The sequence below is a fragment of the Campylobacter sp. IFREMER_LSEM_CL2127 genome (assembly GCF_025771745.1).
Lineage (GTDB): Bacteria > Campylobacterota > Campylobacteria > Campylobacterales > Campylobacteraceae > Campylobacter_D.
Window position 1 is genome coordinate 52,999 of record NZ_JAKMQV010000002.1, and the last position, 15,883, is coordinate 68,881.

The window sequence follows — 15,883 nt, forward strand, 5'->3', positions numbered from 1 at the left end:
ATAAATGAAATTAAAATTATTATCAGTAGCTCTTTTAGGAGCTACTTTTTTACACGCTGAAATTTCAGCTTTTGATGCAGGAAAAGTAGATACAAAAACACCTTATGGTTTAACTCAAAATGAAAAATTACAATATGAAAATCAAGAACGCCTAAGAGCACTGAATGAATATTATACAAATTTAACAAGTAAAATAAATACAGCAGTAGAGAATATAGAAGGATTGCAAAGTGTAACAGAGGGTTTGAATGCTCAATATTCAAAAGCTAACACAAAATTGCTTTCATTAGAAGAAACTTATCAAAATTTTGACGCAAACATAACTCAAGAAATTCAAAATTTAAGAGCTTATGTGGAGGAAAATAGGCAAATTCAAGAAAAAAATCATCAAGAAATTCAAAAAGTTTTAAGTGAAATTACAACTTTGATTAATAAAATCAACGATGATTATATTTCAAAAGAAGATATGAATAAAACCATAACCTTCTTTCAGTCTGAAATAGCTAGAGTGCAAAATCAAACAAAAATTACTTCGGTTGTTCCTGTTGTAAGTGATGATAATAAAACCGAAGAAATTATTCAAGATGTAAATGAAACTCAAGATGAAGTGATTGAAGTAAAAGATGATAGTTGGAAAAAATTGCAATCTAGTGAAATTTTGAAAAAAGCGATAGAAGAAACTAATAAAAATCAATTTGAAGATGCAAAAGAAAAATTTGAACATCTAATAAGTATTCACTATAAACCTGCTAGATCTACTTTTTGGCTTGGAGAGATAAGATATAAACAGCAAGATTACGCAGGTGCTTTGGGATTTTATAAGAAAAGTTCTGCTATAAGCACTAAAGGCGATTATGTACCAAAATTGCTTTATCATACAGCTATTAGCTTAGATAAGGTTGGGGATCCAAAAAGTGCAAATAAATTTTATAAAGCTTTAAAGACGGCTTATCCTGATAGTCCTGAAGCAAAAGTTTCGCCAGATAGAAAATAACAAAGGAGATAAAATGGCTATAGAAAAAAATAATGTAGTTTCAATGTTTTATGAATTAAAAGATGCAAATACTAATGAAGTTTTAGAATCAAATATTTATGCTGAACCTATTTCTTTTATTTTAGGTAAGGGTCAAATTTTAGAAGGATTAGAAGAAGAAATTCAAAAGCTTAATGCTCCTTGTAATGCTGATATTGTGATAAAAAAAGAAAATGCTTTGGGCGAATATGATGCCAATGCATTACAAACTTTGCCAAAAGAGCAGTTTGCAGGGATTGATTTGCAAGTTGGTATGGAGCTTTTTGGCGAAGGTGAAGATGGTAATACGGTAAGAGTAATTGTTAGAGAAATTACCGAAAATGAAGTTACTATTGATTACAATCATGCTTATGCAGGAAAAGACTTGTTGTTTTCAATCAATATCGTAGATGTTAGAGCTGCAAGTGAAGATGAAATTTTAACAGGAATTATTGCAGGTAGTAGAAGTTGTGGATGTGGTGGTGGAGGACATCACCATGATCATCATCACGGACATGGTGGTGGCGGATGTTGTGGAGGCCACGGACATGGTGGTGGCGGTTGCTGCGGTGGTCATTAATGAATAGCGCATTTATTTTCCCAGGTCAAGGCTCTCAAAGTGTTGGCATGGGTTTGAGTTTTTATGATAATTCTAAAAAAGCAAAAGAATTATTAGATAATGCTAGTGATTTTTGTAAAATTGATTTTAAAAATTTGCTTTTTAAGGAAAATGAAAATTTAAATAAAAGCGAATTTACGCAAATGGCCATAGTATTAAACTCACTAATGGCTTATGAAGCTTTAAAAGAGCAAGTTGATATAGAAGCTAAGTACAGCCTAGGTCATTCGCTAGGAGAATTCAGTGCTTTAGCAACCCAAGATGCATTTAGCTTTTTAGATGTTATAGCACTTGTTAATAAACGCGGTAAGTTTATGCAAGAAGATTGCTCTAAAATAGAAGCTGGTATGATGGTGATTTTAGGGCTTGAAGATAAAGTGGTAGAAGAACTTTGTCAAAAAGCATTGAGTGAGAAAAAAAACATTTTTGCGGCTAATTATAATTGTGATGGACAAATTGTAGTAGCAGGTTTAAAGCCTGATTTAGCTTCTTATGAGAGTGAGTTTAAAAATGCAGGAGCTAAAAGAGCTATGCTTTTGAACATGAGCGTTGCAAGTCATTGTCCATTATTAAAAAATGCGTCTTTGAAACTTACAAAAGAATTAGAACCTATTTTAAAAGAGAGCTTTAAAAGCGTAGTGTCAAATGTTAACGCAAAAGTGTATAATGATAAAAATCAAGCTCTAATGCTTTTAAGCGAGCAACTCATCAAACCTGTTCTTTATAAACAAAGTATTAAAGTAATAGATGAAGAAGTAGATTTTTATATAGAATTTGGTGCAAGTGTGTTAAAGGGATTAAATAAAAAAATCACTCAAAAAGAAACTTATACTTTAAGTAAAATAGAAGATATTGATGAAATTTTAAAGGTAATTAAATGAAAATAGCTATTTTAGGAGCTATGCCTGAAGAGGTTACTCCTTTACTAGAAACATTAAAAGAGTATCAAACAATAGAATATGCAAATAATACTTATTATCTTGCAAAATATAAAAATCATGAATTAATTATTGCTTATTCTAAGATAGGGAAAGTCAATTCTACCCTTAGTGCGACTATTATGATAGAAAAATTTAAAGCCGAGCTTTTACTCTTTACAGGTGTGGCTGGTGCTTTTAATCCTAGTTTAGAAATAGGGGATTTAATCTATGCTGCAAAATTAGCTCAATATGATTTAGATATCACAGCTTTTGGGCATCCGCTTGGCTATGTTCCTGGTAATGAAATTTTTATAAAAACAGATGATAAGCTAAATAATCTCGCCATAGAAGTTGCTAAAGAACTAGGTGTTAAATTACAATCAGGTGTTATCGCTACGGGTGATGAGTTTATTTGTGATGAGAATAAAAAAGCAAAAATTAGAGAAATTTTTAATGCAGATGCTTGTGAAATGGAAGGAGCTAGTGTAGCTTTGGTGTGTGATGCTTTAAAAATTCCATGTTTGATTTTAAGATCTATGAGTGATAAAGCAGGTGAGAAAGCTGAATTTGACTTTGATGAGTTTGTAGAAAAATCAGCTAAAATTTCAGCTAATTTTGTTTTAAAAATTTGTGAGAAATTATGATAAATCTTAGTAAAAAACTAATCAGAGAAGTAGCTAAAGCTAATGCTAAATTTTCTTTAATAGGAGACAATGATAAAGTTTTATTAGGACTTAGTGGTGGGAAAGACTCTCTAGCTTTAGCACATCTTTTAAAGCGTATGCAAGCACATGCGCCTTTTAAATTTGAACTTAAAGCAGTAACTTTAAGTTATGGCATGGGTGAAGATTATACTAAACTTCATAATCACTGCAAAGAACATGGTATTGACCATGAAGTGATTGATTCTAATATTTATGAAATTTCAGGCGATACGATTAGAAAAAATTCAAGTTTTTGTAGCTATTTTTCAAGAATGAGGCGTGGTGCTTTATATACTTATGCTTTGGAAAATGGTTTTAATAAATTAGCTATAGCTCACCATTTAGATGATGCGGTAGAGAGTTTTTTTATGAATTTTATTTATAATGGCTCTCTTAGGAGTCTAGCTCCCAAGTATAAAAGCAAAAGAGATGTAGAGGTTATTCGTCCTTTGATTTTTGTAAGAGAAAGACAATTAAGAGAAAATGCTATTAATAATGAATTAGAAGTAATTGGTAATGAATTTTGTCCTGGCATGAAATTAAGTGAAAAAAATGTAAAATTTCCTCATGCAAGAGAAGAAGCTAAGCAGCTTTTAGCAAATTTAGAAAAAGAAAATCCAAAATTATTTACAAGTTTAAAAACTGCATTTGAAAATATCCACACGGATAGCTTTTTTATGGTCAAGGATAATGGCTAATCTTTTAGTTGTTGTTGATTATCAAAATGATTTTATCGATGGTAGCTTGGGCTTTGAAGAAGCTACCAAGATAAAAGATAATATTCTTGCTCTTTTAAAAAATCATCAAGGTGATATTGTTTTTACTTTTGATACGCATGATGAAAATTATTTAAAAACTCAAGAAGGAAAAAATTTACCTACTTATCATTGCATTAGAGATACTTTAGGTTGGCAAATGCCAGGTGATTTTGATGTGTATTTAAAAAATGCAAAAAAAATATTTTATAAGAATGCTTTTGGTAGCTTAGAATTAGCCAATTTTTTAAAACAAAATTATTATGAAAGTATAGAATTTTGTGGTCTTGTTTCACATATTTGTGTATTTAGTAATATTATTTTAGCTCAAAGCGCTAGCATCAACTCAAAAATTATATTACATAAAAACGCAACAGCGAGTTTTAGTAAGTCTTTGGAAAATAGTGCATATGAAATTTTGCAAGCTTATGGCATAGAACTTTTATAAAATGCAAGGGTATATTTTACACACTCAGAGTGTAAAAGATGAGGATTTAATCGTTTATCTTTTAAGTACTAAAAAAGTTATTAAAAGTTATAGATTTTATGGCATGCGTCATTCTAATATACTAAGTGGGTATAAGATTGATTTTGAGCTTGAAGAAAGTTCGAGATTTTTACCACGTTTAAAAGATGTTTTACATATTGGTTTTTCTTGGATTTTAGATAGAGAGAGAATGTTTTTTTGGCAGGAATTTATTAGACTTTTTTATTGGCATTTAAAAGATGTTGAAGAAATTGATAGTTTTTATTTTGAACTTTTAGAAGACTGTGCTAAACGTTTTGAAAAGCAAGATTGCAAACGTGTTATAGTGGATGCTTATTTAAAAATTTTAGATTTTGAAGGGCGTTTGCATAAAAGTTTTGTATGTTTTTATTGCGATGAGTATATTCAAAAAAATGTTGTACTAGTAAGAGCTTTTTTGCCCGCTCATAAAAAATGTGCTTTTGGTTATGAGTTTAATGCTAAAGATCTTGTAAAATTATATAGGAGTTTTAATTCATCGCATTTTAGCGATGAATATATTGATAATTTATATAAAATTATCAAAGAGGGTTTTTAAGGGTAATATCATACATCATAATGACTTCTTGTCTTAATCTTGCAATGATATTTGCACTATCTTTGTGTATATTTTTTGTGATAGTATCTTGGCTATTTTTAATATTTTCAAGCAAATTTTCAAGTTCTTTTTGAGAATTTTGTAAACAAGTTTTTATACATTTTGGTTGGGTTTGTTGTAAAACTTGCTCGAAATTTAAACTTTGATTGTTAAGCTTTGAAGCATGTGCTGCTAAATTATTCGCACTTGTTCTAATGCCACCTAATGCTTTGTAAATCCCTTTTGAATTGATATGAGCTGCCATGAACCTTCCTTGTTTTATGGTATCTCTTCATTCATATTGCTTGATAGTTTACAAGCAAAAATCATTCCTTATTGAAAAATTCTTGAATATATTTTCGCATAATTTCTGCATCATTAATGCGATTAACACAATCTCTAAAATTAGAAGCATCATCATAGCCCTTAGAATACTCATGTAAGTGTTTTCTAAAGATGCTTATACCTTGTTCTTTATAATGCTTTAACATTTCTTCAAAATGTGCAAAAATGATTTTATTTTTCATAGCCTTTTCGATTTTTTTGCCAGTTTTTATCTCATAAAATATCCAAGGTTTTCCTACACTTGCACGCCCTATCATCAAAGCATCACAATTTGTTATTTTAAACACCTCTTTGGCGTTATCTTCACTAATATCACCATTTGCAACTAAAGGAATTTTGATATTTTTTTTGGCTAAAGCTATGGCTTCATAATCAGCATTTCCACTATACATTTGTTTTCTAGTGCGACCATGCATACTGATAAAATCTACTCCAGCATTTTCACACGCTTTAGCGATGGCGATGGGATCTTTTTTATCAAATCCTAATCTTACTTTGACACTAGTTAGTTTTTTGTTGCTTGCTTTTTTGATAAGTTCTAAAATTCTTTGTAATTTATCAAGATCTTGTAAAAGAGCACTACCTGCACATTGTTTTATAACCTTATTTACAGGACAACCACAATTAAAATCAATCCCATCTATAAAATCAAAGCGATTTAAAATTTCTACTGCTTTGCAAATTACACTTTCATCTGAGCCTGCAATTTGAACTATGTAAGGATTTTCAAGTTCAGCTTTTTCTAGCATTTTAAGAGTTTTTGAGCTCTCATAAACTAAGGCATTAGAACTTATCATTTCACTAATAGTTACATCAGCCCCAAATTGTTTAACTAAATTTCTCAAAGGTAAGTCTGAAAAACCTGCCATAGGAGCTAAAAATAAAGGCTTTTTACTAAAATCTATCATTGTATTAATTTTTCAAGTTCTATTTTTTTATTATATTCTCTTAAAAAGAGCAAGAGTCTAAAATCTTTATGTTCATTTTGATCATTTCCTAATTCATTAAGTAATTCATCATACATGCCAAATTCTGCTAAAGTATAAAGATAAGCTCTTAAAGCTTGAGAATGATTATCTTTTAACTTTTTAAATAAAGCAATCAACACTTGAGGTTCTATTTTTTTACAAAGTATTTTAGCACAGCGTAAATATGACTTATCATCCAAAGTATTCATGCTAAGTAAAACTTCGATTTCAGCGTGATTTAATTCTAAGTTTTCTTTTTCAAATCTATCCAAAAGCAATAAAATATCATCTTGGTTTTTTTGAACTTTTAGTGTTTTAATCTGACTATAAGGCGCATTTTCTAATACCATTTTATAAGCAAAAATTTCTAGCTCACTAGCTAAGGTATCTTTGTTTTTGATAAAAGAAAAAGCATAATTGCTATCATTTTGAAAGCGATTTTTTTCATTTAAAATGAAAATTTCATTATTTGAATCTAATTTATATTTTTTTAATTCCACAAATTCTTTTTTATCTAAGTGTTCAAAAATATCAATAATTTCATCTATTTTGGGATTTTGAATTTTTTCTTTAAAACAAAGAGCTTGCGTATCTTTTGCAATGTTTTGAAATTCTTGAGTTTTGAATTTAACCCTGCTTATTTTTTTTAAAAAAATATCAATAATAAAATTTTCATAATTTTTACTATCTTTAATTAGATTTTTATATTGTAAATGTTTTAAAAAGCCATAAAAACTCATATGTGCTAAAGCTAGTATCATCAAAAGTAAAGCAGGCAAAACAACCCATAAGCTAATAGGCAAATTTAATTCAAAAGTGGAAATTGTAAAAGTATAATTTCCTAAATTTAGATTATAAACTAAGGCTGCGATGATTAGAAGATAAACTAAACTTGCAAAGAAAAATAATCTAATTTTCATAGCTCTTTCCTTTTTTCTAAATTTTCACGACAATTTATGCAATATTTTGCGTGAGGTTTAACCTTAAGTCTTTCAGGATGAATATCATCTTCACAATATTCACAAATACCATAAGTATTGTTATCTATTTTGCTTAATGAATGTTTAATTTCTTCTAGTTCAGCTTTTAAATTTTCATTGATTTTAAAGTCGATATGAGAGCTATTGTCAATTTGCTGTAAATCAACTTCATCTCTAGGTTCACTATCTTGTAGATTATGGATATTGTCTATATTGCCTTGAAGTTCTTGTAAAATTTCTTTTTGTCTTTGAAGTAATATATTTTTAAATTCTTCAAGATTTAATTCTTGCATAAACGCTCCTATTTGTGATATGGGTGATTTGTATTAATGCAAAATGCACGATAAATTTGCTCTAAAAGCATAGTTTTAGCAAATTTATGTACCAAGGTCATTTTGCTAAGAGCTATACTTGTATGCATTTGTGCAATAAATTCTTGCTCAAATCCATAAGCACCGCCTATAAAAAATGTAATTTCATTTTTATCTTGCAATAATTTTGCAAATTCTACACTTGTAAATTCTTTACCCTTTTCGTCTAATGCTATGCAAAAACCTTTTTTGTAAGGACTTAGTGCATTTGTATAAGATTTTTTTGCTTCTATGGCGTTAGTATTTTGTGCTTGATTAATTTTGTTATTAAAAACACATATATCATTAAAACTACAAAATTTCTTAATAAGCTTAGTATAATGCTCATCTATCTTGTTAAATTCATCATTATTATTTTTTTGAATGCTTAAAAGATTAATTTGCATTTTTAGTTTTTAGAAAAAAATCTTAAAAAGTCTGCTATAAATTTTTTATGTTCATTTCTTTCTACAATCGCATCAATCAACCCATGTTCAAGTAAAAATTCAGCCTTTTGAAAGCCTTCTGGTAAATCAGCTCCTATGGTTTGTTTGATAACCCTAGCTCCTGCAAAGCCTACTAAAGCACCAGGTTCAGCCATGATGATATCTCCAAGCCAAGCAAAAGATGCGCTTACACCACCCATAGTTGGATCAGTTAAGACTGAAATATAAGGAAGTTTTTCTTCTGCTAATAGTTTTAACGCTGCACTTGTTTTGCTCATTTGCATTAAAGAATAAGTGCTTTCTTGCATTCTAGCTCCACCACTTGCACTCACTATAACAACAGGAGTTTTTTTCTCAATAGCTCTTTCAATAGCTCTAAGAATTTTTTCACCTTCTACTGAGCCTAAGCTTCCGCCCATGAAAGAAAAATCAAAAACAACTAATTGAGTTTTTATCCCATCTATGGTGCATTCCCCGCTTATTATGGCGCTTTTTCTACCTGTTTTTTCTTCATTTTCTGCTAATCTTTTTTTATACGATTTGCTATCTACAAATTTAAGTGGATCGATTGCATGTAAGTCTTTATCCATTTCCACAAAAGAGCCTTCATCGCTAAGTAATTCAATGCGTTTTAGGGGGTTTAATCTCATATGAAAATTACATTTAGGACAAACATTATAACAAGTTTCTATTTCTTTATAATACATTAACGCATGACAAGAATTACATTTTACCCAGTGATTTGGAGCTTCACTTGGAGCGGCTTGCTTGCGTCTTATACTAGAAAAAATATCTAAAAAATTCATTATCTCTACCTAAAATAAAATTTCAAAATTATAGCAAGATTTTATTGCTTTTAAAATCTTGCACCCAACATAAACTCAAATTTGCTCAAATCGTCTTTTGAGCTAGTATTAAATGGTTTAGCAAAAACTAAATTTAAAGCACCTAGTGGGGTTAACCACTCAAAGCCAACGCCTGTACTCCATCTTTGAATTTGACTTAAAGAACTCTCTCCTATAGCACCATAATCAAAAAATACACTACCTCTAAGTTTGATTCTATCAAAGATTGGAAAGCTAAGTTCTACAGAATTTGCAAAAGCCACTGTACCACCTGTTTCATCACCCCATTCATTTTTAGGACTCACGCTTCTTCTATCAAAACCTCTAATAGTTCCTATACCACCAAGATATAATTTTTCATTGATAGGTAAATAGCCTTGATCCCATACTTTATAAAAACTCGCTTTATAACGATAAATCAAATCCCAACCTATAAACTCTTCCAAGCCTTGATAATAATTAAATTTAGTAGTAGAACTTATGAATTCTTGATCCCCACCTAAGCCTGCATATTCAAGCGAAGTTGAGGCGATAAAACCTGATCTTGGCAAATAATAATCATCTGTATTGTTAAACACTATCGAAGGAGTGATGGAACTTTTATAAGTTTTTCCAAGTTTATATCCTTGAGCGATTAAGCGATCACTTAAATGATAAATATCACTTTGTTCAAGATTATAAGTTAAATCTATGCTTGTATATCTTCCTAAAGTTTTACCAACGCTTATGTCAAAACCATAGTTTCTCTCATCATAGCTATCCCATTCTAAACGATCTGAATATAATGATCCTCCAAGAGAATAATCACTATCATTTACTCTAGGATTTCTTAAAGATACTCTACCAGAAAGTGTATCATCACCTTTGTCTATACTCACACTTCCTTTCATACCAGAGCCTAAGATATTTGCATCAGATAATGAAGCGCTAAGTAAAATTCCATCACTAGTTCCATAACCAATACCACCTGAAATGGCTCCAGTTGAAGCTTCCTTGACTTCTACTATCAAATCAATATGCGTATCATCTACTCTTTGTTCTTTAATATCTACATTTTCAAAATATGCAGTTCTTCTTAAGGCATTTCTTGAGTCTATTAAATCAGTTCTATTATAAAGATTACCTTCGGTTAGGTAAAGCTCTCTACGAATAACTCTATCAACTGTTTTGGTATTGCCTGAAATTTCAACATTTCTAACATATACTTTTTCATTAGGTATGACTTTAAAAATAATCATAGCTTCATGATTTTCTTTATCTTTTTGTATATCAGGTATAACTTGTACAAAAGCATAGCCCAAATCAGCTGTTTTAGTTTCTATAGTCTTTATATCTTCTCTTAGTTTTTCTATATTAACTATTTTTCCAATACTTAATTTTAAATCATTTGCCAAAGCTTCATTTTCTTCATCACTAAAAATTGGATTAAAAATTTTAATCCCTTTGACTTTATAAACCTCACCCTCGTTGATAAAATAAGTTAAATCAGCTTGATAAGTATCTGTGTAAGTATTTAAAAAAGCAGGAGATACGCTTACATCAAGATAACCTTCTTTTAAATATACATCTGAAATTCTTGAGCTATCATTCGCTAAATCAAAGATTTTAAGCTTACCATCATTAAAGCCCCACATCCAGCCTAGGGCTTCTCTTTGTTTATTTGCTACCGCAGGTTCAATATCTGAATAGCTTAAATTTTTTGCACCACTTAAATGCACTTTTTCTATGATGATATTTTCCCCACGATTTACAACAAAAGTAAGTTTTAATGAACTTGAATTGCTTAATTTTTCATCTTTGATTTCTACAACAGTATCATAAAAACCTTTGGCTTGATAAAAAAGTTTGATTTTTTCGGCTGCATCTTTGGCTGAATTTTCATCATATAAAATTCCAGGTTTTAAGCCAACAAGGCTTTCTATTTGTTTTCTATCATTACTTGCTATACCTTGAATATCTATTTTTCCAATGGAGGGTTTTTCTACTACTTTAAAAATCAGCACCCCATTTTTTTCTTCTACTACTATGTCTTTAAAATAATTTCTATCAAAAAGATTTTTAATCGCTGTATCTATACTAGCAGGATCAATTTTTTGTCCTATTTTTAATTTAGAAATCGCAATAGCGCTTTCTTTAGAAAGTTGCGATAAGCCTTCAAATTTTATATCTTTAATCGTAGCTGCACATAAAGAACTTGAGAGTGCAAAGAAAACAAACCATTTTTTCATCAAATCTACCTAAATTTTTATATACAAAATCGTTATAATACCAAAATATTTTTAACTAATGCTTTTTAAGGAAAATTTATGAAAGTAGGTATAATCGGACTCGGCTTAATAGGTGGATCTTTGGGTCTTAGCTTAAGAGAGAATAAATTAATAGATTTAGTTTGTGGATATGATATAAACAAAGAATTTGAGCAAATCGCACTAGAGCGAAAATTAATAGATAAAATTGTTTCTTTTGAAGAATTAAAAAAATGTGATGTGATTTTTTTAGCTATTCCTGTAAGAGCTATTGTAAAAATCTTAAAAGAATTTCAAGGCATTTCTAAAGATTGTACTATCATCGAGCTTGGAAGCACAAAAGAAGAAATTATTAAAAATTTACCTTCTTATTTGAAAAGTCAATTTATCGCAGCTCATCCTATGGCAGGAACTGAAAATAGTGGTCCAAATGCAGCTATAAAAGATTTATATAAAAATGCAGTTTGTGTTTTATGTGATGTGCAAAATGCTGATCATATTCATCAAAAAAGGGCTATAGAAATTTTTTCAGATTTGGGAATGAAGCTTGTATTTATGGATAGTATTGCGCATGATCATCATGCTTCTATCATTTCACACTTACCTCATGTGATTAGTTTTTCTTTGGCAAATTTTGTGATGAAAGAAGAAAATAAAAAAAATATAGCTCACCTAGGAGGCCCTTCTTTTAAAGATATGTGCAGGATTGCTAAGTCAAATCCTCAAATGTGGAGTGGTATTTTTGAGCAAAATAAACAAAATTTATTAAATTCTATTGATTTATTTCAAAAAGAATTACAAGAATGTAAAAAAATGATAGAAAAATGTGATATAAATGAGCTTGAAACTTGGATTAAAAGTGCAAATAAATTAAGAGAAATTCTATAAAATTTTTTATAATTTACTCTTAATTTGCTAAAGAATAATATATTTTTAAAAAATATAGATTGAAAGTGAAAATATGGTTTTTGCGCGTAAAAGATCAAATAAAAAATGGATTTTTGTAGTTTTTTTAATACTTTTAGCCTTTGTGGTGTTTGTTTTAAATACAAAGTTGTTTGAAAAAAATCCTCCGTTGATTCAAACAAAATCAGATGTAATTTATAGTAATCTAACAGATCCTGTATCTATAGAAATAAGCGATGAAAGTGCTTTAAAAGATGTTAAAGTCACGCTATTTAAGGCAAATGAGTTAAATGGTGAAATACTTGTTAATGAACATGTTAAAGGCAATAAAAAAAACATTCATTTTGATTTAAAATTACCAAAACCAGCTTATAAAGAAAAAGTCGATTCATATAAACTTGTAATAGAAGCAAGTGATAGTAGTTTTTGGAATTTCTTTTTAGGAAATCAAGCGCTTAAAGAAGTAAAAGTTATCATTGATACCAAAAAACCGTTTGTAGAAATTTTAGATAATTCTTACCAAATCGAACAAGGTGGAGTAGGTAGTGTGGTATTTAAAGCAAGTGATGAGAATTTACAAGAAGTTTATATCACAACTGATAAAGATAAAATTTTTAAAGCAACTCCTTATGTGAAAGAAGGATATTATGCTGCTTTGATTCCTTGGGAGGCGACTGATGAGCACTTTAGAGCTTATGTGGTGGCAGTAGATAAAGCAGGTAATGTAAACAAACAAAGAATTAGATATTATTTTACTAATAAAAAATACCGTGTATCAAATATAAAAGTAAGTGATAGATTTTTAGATGGTAAGATTGAATTTTTAGCACAAAAATATGCTCCAAAAGATAGAGAATTAAGCAGGCTTGAAAAATTTAAATTTGTTAATGAAGATTTAAGAGCTTCTAATGAAGTTGTTATTCATGATATTACAAGTAAAGTTCCTGATACTATGATTAATAATTTTAAAGTTAATCTTTTCAAGCCTTTAAAAAATGGCCAAAAAGTAGCTGATTATGCCGATCATAGATTTTATTCTTATAATAATCAAGCATTTAGTAGCTCTTATCATATGGGGCTTGATTTAGCAAGCGTAAAAGAAGCACCTATTATTAGTAATAACGATGGTGAAGTGGTATTTGTACAAGAAAATGGAATTTATGGATTAAATATTATCATCTATCATGGCTTTGGGATTTATACTCTTTATGGACACTGCACTAATGTGGATGTAAATGTGGGTGATAGAGTTAGAGCAGGTGATGTTATAGGTACTACAGGCACTACAGGTTTAGCACTTGGAGATCATGTGCATTTTGGTGTTTTAGTACAAGGAGTTGAAGTGCGTCCTGAGCAATGGCAAGATGCAAAATGGATAAAAGAAAATATCTATAATGTATTAGAGTCAAGCAAAAAAAGAATTTTGAGTGAATAAAAATGAATCAAACAACAATAGCAAAAGAAGTTAAAGGTGTTGGCATAGGTTTACACAAGGGTGAGCCTATTAGTATAAAATTAGAGCCATTAGAAGCTGGCAGTGGTATAGTATTTTATAGAAGCGATCTGGGAATTTCTTATGAAGCAAAGCCTGAAAATGTCATCGATACGCAAATGGCTACTGTAATAGGCGATCATAGAGGTTATGTTTCTACTATAGAACATTTAATGAGTGCGATTAATGCTTATGGTATTGACAATGTACGTATAGTTTTAGATGCTAATGAAGCTCCTGTAATGGATGGTAGTAGTATAGGCTTTTGTATGATGCTTGAAGAAGCAGGCATAAAAGAACTTGACGTGGCTAAAAAAATTTTAGTGATTAAAAAAAGTGTAGAAGTAAAAGAAGGTAATAAATTTGTGCGTTTAAGTCCTACGGATATGCCTATTATAAACTATACAATCGAATTTGATAATCCTATTATAGGTAAGCAAAATTATTGTTTTGAATTTAGCAAACAAAACTACATAGAGCAAATAGCAAGAGCAAGAACCTTTGGGTTTTTAAAGGATGTTCAAGCTTTAAGAGCTATGAATTTAGGTCTTGGTGGAAGCTTAGAAAATGCTGTTGTAATTGATGATAATCGTATTTTAAACCCTGAAGGTTTGCGTTTTAAAGATGAATTTGTGCGCCATAAAATTTTAGATGCTATTGGAGATTTAACCTTGCTTGGATGTAGAGTTTTTGGAGACTATACTTCTTATGCAGGTTCGCACAAACTTAATCATCTTTTAACCAAAGAACTTTTAAAAGATCCTAGCACCTATGAAGTGGTAAGTTTAGAAAAAAGTGCATATAAAGTTTATGAAAAGGTTTTTGCATAAAAAAGGTTACTTTACTTTTAAATGCCATAGCAAAACCTTTAATGCTTGGTATTTATGAAAATGATGTATTGATAAAAACCATTGAGAACGATTTAAAAGTTAGTGAAGTTTTGCCAAAAATACTGCAAGATTTACTTTCACAATATGAGTTTGAAAAGCTTATTTATGTACATGGACCAGGCTCTTACATGGGTATAAAAATTTCTTATGTTTCTTTTAAAACCCTAGCTATAGTTAAAAATATACCTTTAAAAGCTATTAGTGCTTTTGAGCTAAATAATAACACTCCTATAGCTGCAAATAAACATTTATGTTTTGTAAAAAAAGATGATGATGAGATTGTTTTAGAAAAGACACAAGCGGGAAGTTTTTTTATGCCCCAAAGTTTAAAAGGTTTAAATTTCAGTAAAGAAAATACACCTTTTTATGTTTTAGATGCGATTAATTAAGGTAAAAAATGAAGATTTTAGTTCCCGCTACAAGTGCAAATTTAGGTCCTGGTTTTGATTGTTTGGGTTTGAGTTTAAAATATTTTAATCAAACCATAGTTGAAAAATCTAAATTTTTTAGCATTAGCATACACGGAGAAGGTGAAAATAATATCCATCTTAAAAAAAACAATAGTTTTGTCAATATTTTTTATGAAATTTATCAAAGACTTAGTGGTAAAAAAGATAATTTCCGCTTTGTTTTCCAAAATAATATCCCTTTAGCTAGAGGCATGGGAAGTTCTTCTGCTGTGATAGTTGGGGCTATTGCTTGTGCTTATGAATTAAGTGGGTTTAAGGCGGATAAAAATATCATTTTAAATGAAGCTTTAAAATATGAAAACCATCCAGATAACATAGCTCCAGCAGCACTTGGGGGTTTTGTGTGTGCATTAACTCATAATGAAAAAGTTCTAGCTATAAAAAAAGAAGTGGATAAAGACCTACAAGCTGTTATAACCATACCAAATGTAGCGATGAATACTCAAAAATCAAGAGCGGTTTTAGCTAAAAAAATCAACCTAGAAGATGGTGTTTTTAATCTTTGCCATGCTTCATTTTTAACTGCTTGCTTTTTAGAAAAAAAATATGATTTATTAAAATATGCAAGTTTGGATAAACTTCATCAAAACCAAAGAATGAAGCTTTTGCCCGAGCTTTTTGAAGTTCAAAAACTAGCTTTAGATAATAATGCTCTCATGAGTACGCTTTCAGGATCAGGCTCGAGTTTTTTTACTCTAGCTTATAAAGATGATGCTAAACAAATCAAAGAAAAAATCAAAAATAAATTTGCTAAATTTAGAGTTGAGCTTTTAGAATTTGATGATGAGGGCTTTAAAATTTGCTAAAAATTCCAAAAAAAAGATATAATTTT

General features: G+C 29.8%; 19 protein-coding genes. 12 read left to right on the forward strand and 7 right to left on the reverse strand.

From position 1 onward, the window contains the following. The first annotated feature begins 4 nt into the window (after positions 1-4). Genes L8V77_RS01970 through recO form a run of 7 tightly spaced genes read left to right on the forward strand, consistent with a single transcriptional unit; the run spans position 5 to position 5,074 of the window. Entirely contained in the window at positions 5-994 is a 990-nt protein-coding gene (locus L8V77_RS01970) for a tetratricopeptide repeat protein (RefSeq protein ID WP_263706448.1), read from the forward strand. A gap of 13 nt (positions 995-1,007) precedes the next feature. Further along, on the forward strand, positions 1,008-1,592 hold the full coding sequence (locus tag L8V77_RS01975; protein ID WP_263706450.1) for an FKBP-type peptidyl-prolyl cis-trans isomerase: 585 nt from the start codon (positions 1,008-1,010) through the stop codon (positions 1,590-1,592). Then, a complete protein-coding gene (fabD, locus tag L8V77_RS01980; protein ID WP_263706452.1) occupies positions 1,592-2,512 on the forward strand; it encodes an ACP S-malonyltransferase in 921 nt (306 codons plus the stop codon). The genes L8V77_RS01975 and fabD overlap by 1 nt, the downstream gene beginning before the upstream one ends. Beyond that, positions 2,509-3,195, forward strand: a complete 687-nt coding sequence (locus L8V77_RS01985) for a 5'-methylthioadenosine/adenosylhomocysteine nucleosidase (protein ID WP_263706454.1) — start codon at positions 2,509-2,511, stop codon at positions 3,193-3,195. Before fabD ends, L8V77_RS01985 begins: the two co-directional genes overlap by 4 nt. Next, a complete protein-coding gene (locus L8V77_RS01990) occupies positions 3,192-3,953 on the forward strand; it encodes an ATP-binding protein (protein WP_263706456.1) in 762 nt (253 codons plus the stop codon). The genes L8V77_RS01985 and L8V77_RS01990 overlap by 4 nt, the downstream gene beginning before the upstream one ends. Continuing rightward, positions 3,946-4,458, forward strand: coding sequence for a cysteine hydrolase family protein (locus L8V77_RS01995; RefSeq protein ID WP_263678400.1), 513 nt, complete (start codon positions 3,946-3,948; stop codon positions 4,456-4,458). The genes L8V77_RS01990 and L8V77_RS01995 overlap by 8 nt, the downstream gene beginning before the upstream one ends. 1 nt (position 4,459) lies before the next feature. Continuing rightward, complete coding sequence (gene recO, locus L8V77_RS02000) at positions 4,460-5,074, forward strand: recombination protein RecO (protein ID WP_263678402.1); 615 nt, start codon at positions 4,460-4,462, stop codon at positions 5,072-5,074. On the opposite strand, the gene L8V77_RS02005 is transcribed toward recO, so the two are convergent. The 7 genes from L8V77_RS02005 to bamA all read right to left on the reverse strand — a co-directional run bounded on the left by L8V77_RS02005 (position 5,058) and on the right by bamA (position 11,275). Continuing rightward, complete coding sequence (locus tag L8V77_RS02005; protein ID WP_070256278.1) at positions 5,058-5,378, reverse strand: hypothetical protein; 321 nt, start codon at positions 5,376-5,378, stop codon at positions 5,058-5,060. The two genes, recO and L8V77_RS02005, sit on opposite strands and share 17 nt — an antisense overlap. Positions 5,379-5,439: 61 nt before the next feature. Next, positions 5,440-6,366 carry a tRNA dihydrouridine synthase gene (locus tag L8V77_RS02010; RefSeq protein ID WP_263706459.1) on the reverse strand — a complete coding sequence of 309 codons (927 nt, stop codon included), beginning with the start codon at positions 6,364-6,366 and terminating at the stop codon, positions 5,440-5,442. Further along, the gene (locus tag L8V77_RS02015; protein ID WP_263706461.1) at positions 6,363-7,346 is read right to left on the reverse strand and encodes a hypothetical protein; all 984 of its coding nucleotides are present in this window, start codon (positions 7,344-7,346) and stop codon (positions 6,363-6,365) included. Before L8V77_RS02015 ends, L8V77_RS02010 begins: the two co-directional genes overlap by 4 nt. Continuing rightward, positions 7,343-7,699, reverse strand: coding sequence for an RNA polymerase-binding protein DksA (dksA, locus tag L8V77_RS02020; RefSeq protein WP_012660959.1), 357 nt, complete (start codon positions 7,697-7,699; stop codon positions 7,343-7,345). Before dksA ends, L8V77_RS02015 begins: the two co-directional genes overlap by 4 nt. Positions 7,700-7,707: 8 nt before the next feature. Then, a complete protein-coding gene (locus tag L8V77_RS02025) occupies positions 7,708-8,163 on the reverse strand; it encodes a 23S rRNA (pseudouridine(1915)-N(3))-methyltransferase RlmH (RefSeq protein ID WP_263663561.1) in 456 nt (151 codons plus the stop codon). A 2-nt stretch (positions 8,164-8,165) separates the two neighbouring features. Further along, positions 8,166-9,008, reverse strand: coding sequence for an acetyl-CoA carboxylase, carboxyltransferase subunit beta (accD, locus tag L8V77_RS02030; RefSeq protein ID WP_263663562.1), 843 nt, complete (start codon positions 9,006-9,008; stop codon positions 8,166-8,168). A 50-nt stretch (positions 9,009-9,058) separates the two neighbouring features. Beyond that, positions 9,059-11,275 carry an outer membrane protein assembly factor BamA gene (gene bamA, locus L8V77_RS02035; RefSeq protein WP_263706464.1) on the reverse strand — a complete coding sequence of 739 codons (2,217 nt, stop codon included), beginning with the start codon at positions 11,273-11,275 and terminating at the stop codon, positions 9,059-9,061. A gap of 78 nt (positions 11,276-11,353) precedes the next feature. Between bamA and L8V77_RS02040 the strand changes: the two genes are divergently transcribed. The 5 genes from L8V77_RS02040 (at position 11,354) to thrB (ending at position 15,857) form a co-directional block, all read left to right on the forward strand. Next, positions 11,354-12,181, forward strand: a complete 828-nt coding sequence (locus L8V77_RS02040) for a prephenate dehydrogenase (protein WP_263702711.1) — start codon at positions 11,354-11,356, stop codon at positions 12,179-12,181. Positions 12,182-12,254: 73 nt separating this feature from the next. Next, positions 12,255-13,634: a M23 family metallopeptidase gene (locus tag L8V77_RS02045; RefSeq protein ID WP_263706466.1), complete on the forward strand. Its 1,380-nt coding sequence runs from the start codon at positions 12,255-12,257 to the stop codon at positions 13,632-13,634. Between the two features lie 2 nt (positions 13,635-13,636). After that, complete coding sequence (lpxC, locus tag L8V77_RS02050; RefSeq protein ID WP_039627837.1) at positions 13,637-14,521, forward strand: UDP-3-O-acyl-N-acetylglucosamine deacetylase; 885 nt, start codon at positions 13,637-13,639, stop codon at positions 14,519-14,521. Between the two features lie 41 nt (positions 14,522-14,562). Then, a complete protein-coding gene (locus L8V77_RS02055; protein ID WP_263706468.1) occupies positions 14,563-14,970 on the forward strand; it encodes a tRNA threonylcarbamoyladenosine biosynthesis protein TsaB in 408 nt (135 codons plus the stop codon). Positions 14,971-14,978: 8 nt separating this feature from the next. Then, the gene (gene thrB, locus L8V77_RS02060) at positions 14,979-15,857 is read left to right on the forward strand and encodes a homoserine kinase (protein WP_263706470.1); all 879 of its coding nucleotides are present in this window, start codon (positions 14,979-14,981) and stop codon (positions 15,855-15,857) included. Positions 15,858-15,883: the final 26 nt, after the last annotated feature.

Coding starts and splice junctions, on each gene's coding strand:
- L8V77_RS01970 (WP_263706448.1), top strand. CDS start 5: ATGAAATTAAAATTATTATCAGTAGCTCTTTTAGGAGCTACTTTTTTA.
- L8V77_RS01975 (WP_263706450.1), top strand. CDS start 1,008: ATGGCTATAGAAAAAAATAATGTAGTTTCAATGTTTTATGAATTAAAA.
- fabD (WP_263706452.1), top strand. CDS start 1,592: ATGAATAGCGCATTTATTTTCCCAGGTCAAGGCTCTCAAAGTGTTGGC.
- L8V77_RS01985 (WP_263706454.1), top strand. CDS start 2,509: ATGAAAATAGCTATTTTAGGAGCTATGCCTGAAGAGGTTACTCCTTTA.
- L8V77_RS01990 (WP_263706456.1), top strand. CDS start 3,192: ATGATAAATCTTAGTAAAAAACTAATCAGAGAAGTAGCTAAAGCTAAT.
- L8V77_RS01995 (WP_263678400.1), top strand. CDS start 3,946: ATGGCTAATCTTTTAGTTGTTGTTGATTATCAAAATGATTTTATCGAT.
- recO (WP_263678402.1), top strand. CDS start 4,460: ATGCAAGGGTATATTTTACACACTCAGAGTGTAAAAGATGAGGATTTA.
- L8V77_RS02005 (WP_070256278.1), bottom strand. CDS start 5,378: ATGGCAGCTCATATCAATTCAAAAGGGATTTACAAAGCATTAGGTGGC.
- L8V77_RS02010 (WP_263706459.1), bottom strand. CDS start 6,366: ATGATAGATTTTAGTAAAAAGCCTTTATTTTTAGCTCCTATGGCAGGT.
- L8V77_RS02015 (WP_263706461.1), bottom strand. CDS start 7,346: ATGAAAATTAGATTATTTTTCTTTGCAAGTTTAGTTTATCTTCTAATC.
- dksA (WP_012660959.1), bottom strand. CDS start 7,699: ATGCAAGAATTAAATCTTGAAGAATTTAAAAATATATTACTTCAAAGA.
- L8V77_RS02025 (WP_263663561.1), bottom strand. CDS start 8,163: ATGCAAATTAATCTTTTAAGCATTCAAAAAAATAATAATGATGAATTT.
- accD (WP_263663562.1), bottom strand. CDS start 9,008: ATGAATTTTTTAGATATTTTTTCTAGTATAAGACGCAAGCAAGCCGCT.
- bamA (WP_263706464.1), bottom strand. CDS start 11,275: ATGAAAAAATGGTTTGTTTTCTTTGCACTCTCAAGTTCTTTATGTGCA.
- L8V77_RS02040 (WP_263702711.1), top strand. CDS start 11,354: ATGAAAGTAGGTATAATCGGACTCGGCTTAATAGGTGGATCTTTGGGT.
- L8V77_RS02045 (WP_263706466.1), top strand. CDS start 12,255: ATGGTTTTTGCGCGTAAAAGATCAAATAAAAAATGGATTTTTGTAGTT.
- lpxC (WP_039627837.1), top strand. CDS start 13,637: ATGAATCAAACAACAATAGCAAAAGAAGTTAAAGGTGTTGGCATAGGT.
- L8V77_RS02055 (WP_263706468.1), top strand. CDS start 14,563: ATGCTTGGTATTTATGAAAATGATGTATTGATAAAAACCATTGAGAAC.
- thrB (WP_263706470.1), top strand. CDS start 14,979: ATGAAGATTTTAGTTCCCGCTACAAGTGCAAATTTAGGTCCTGGTTTT.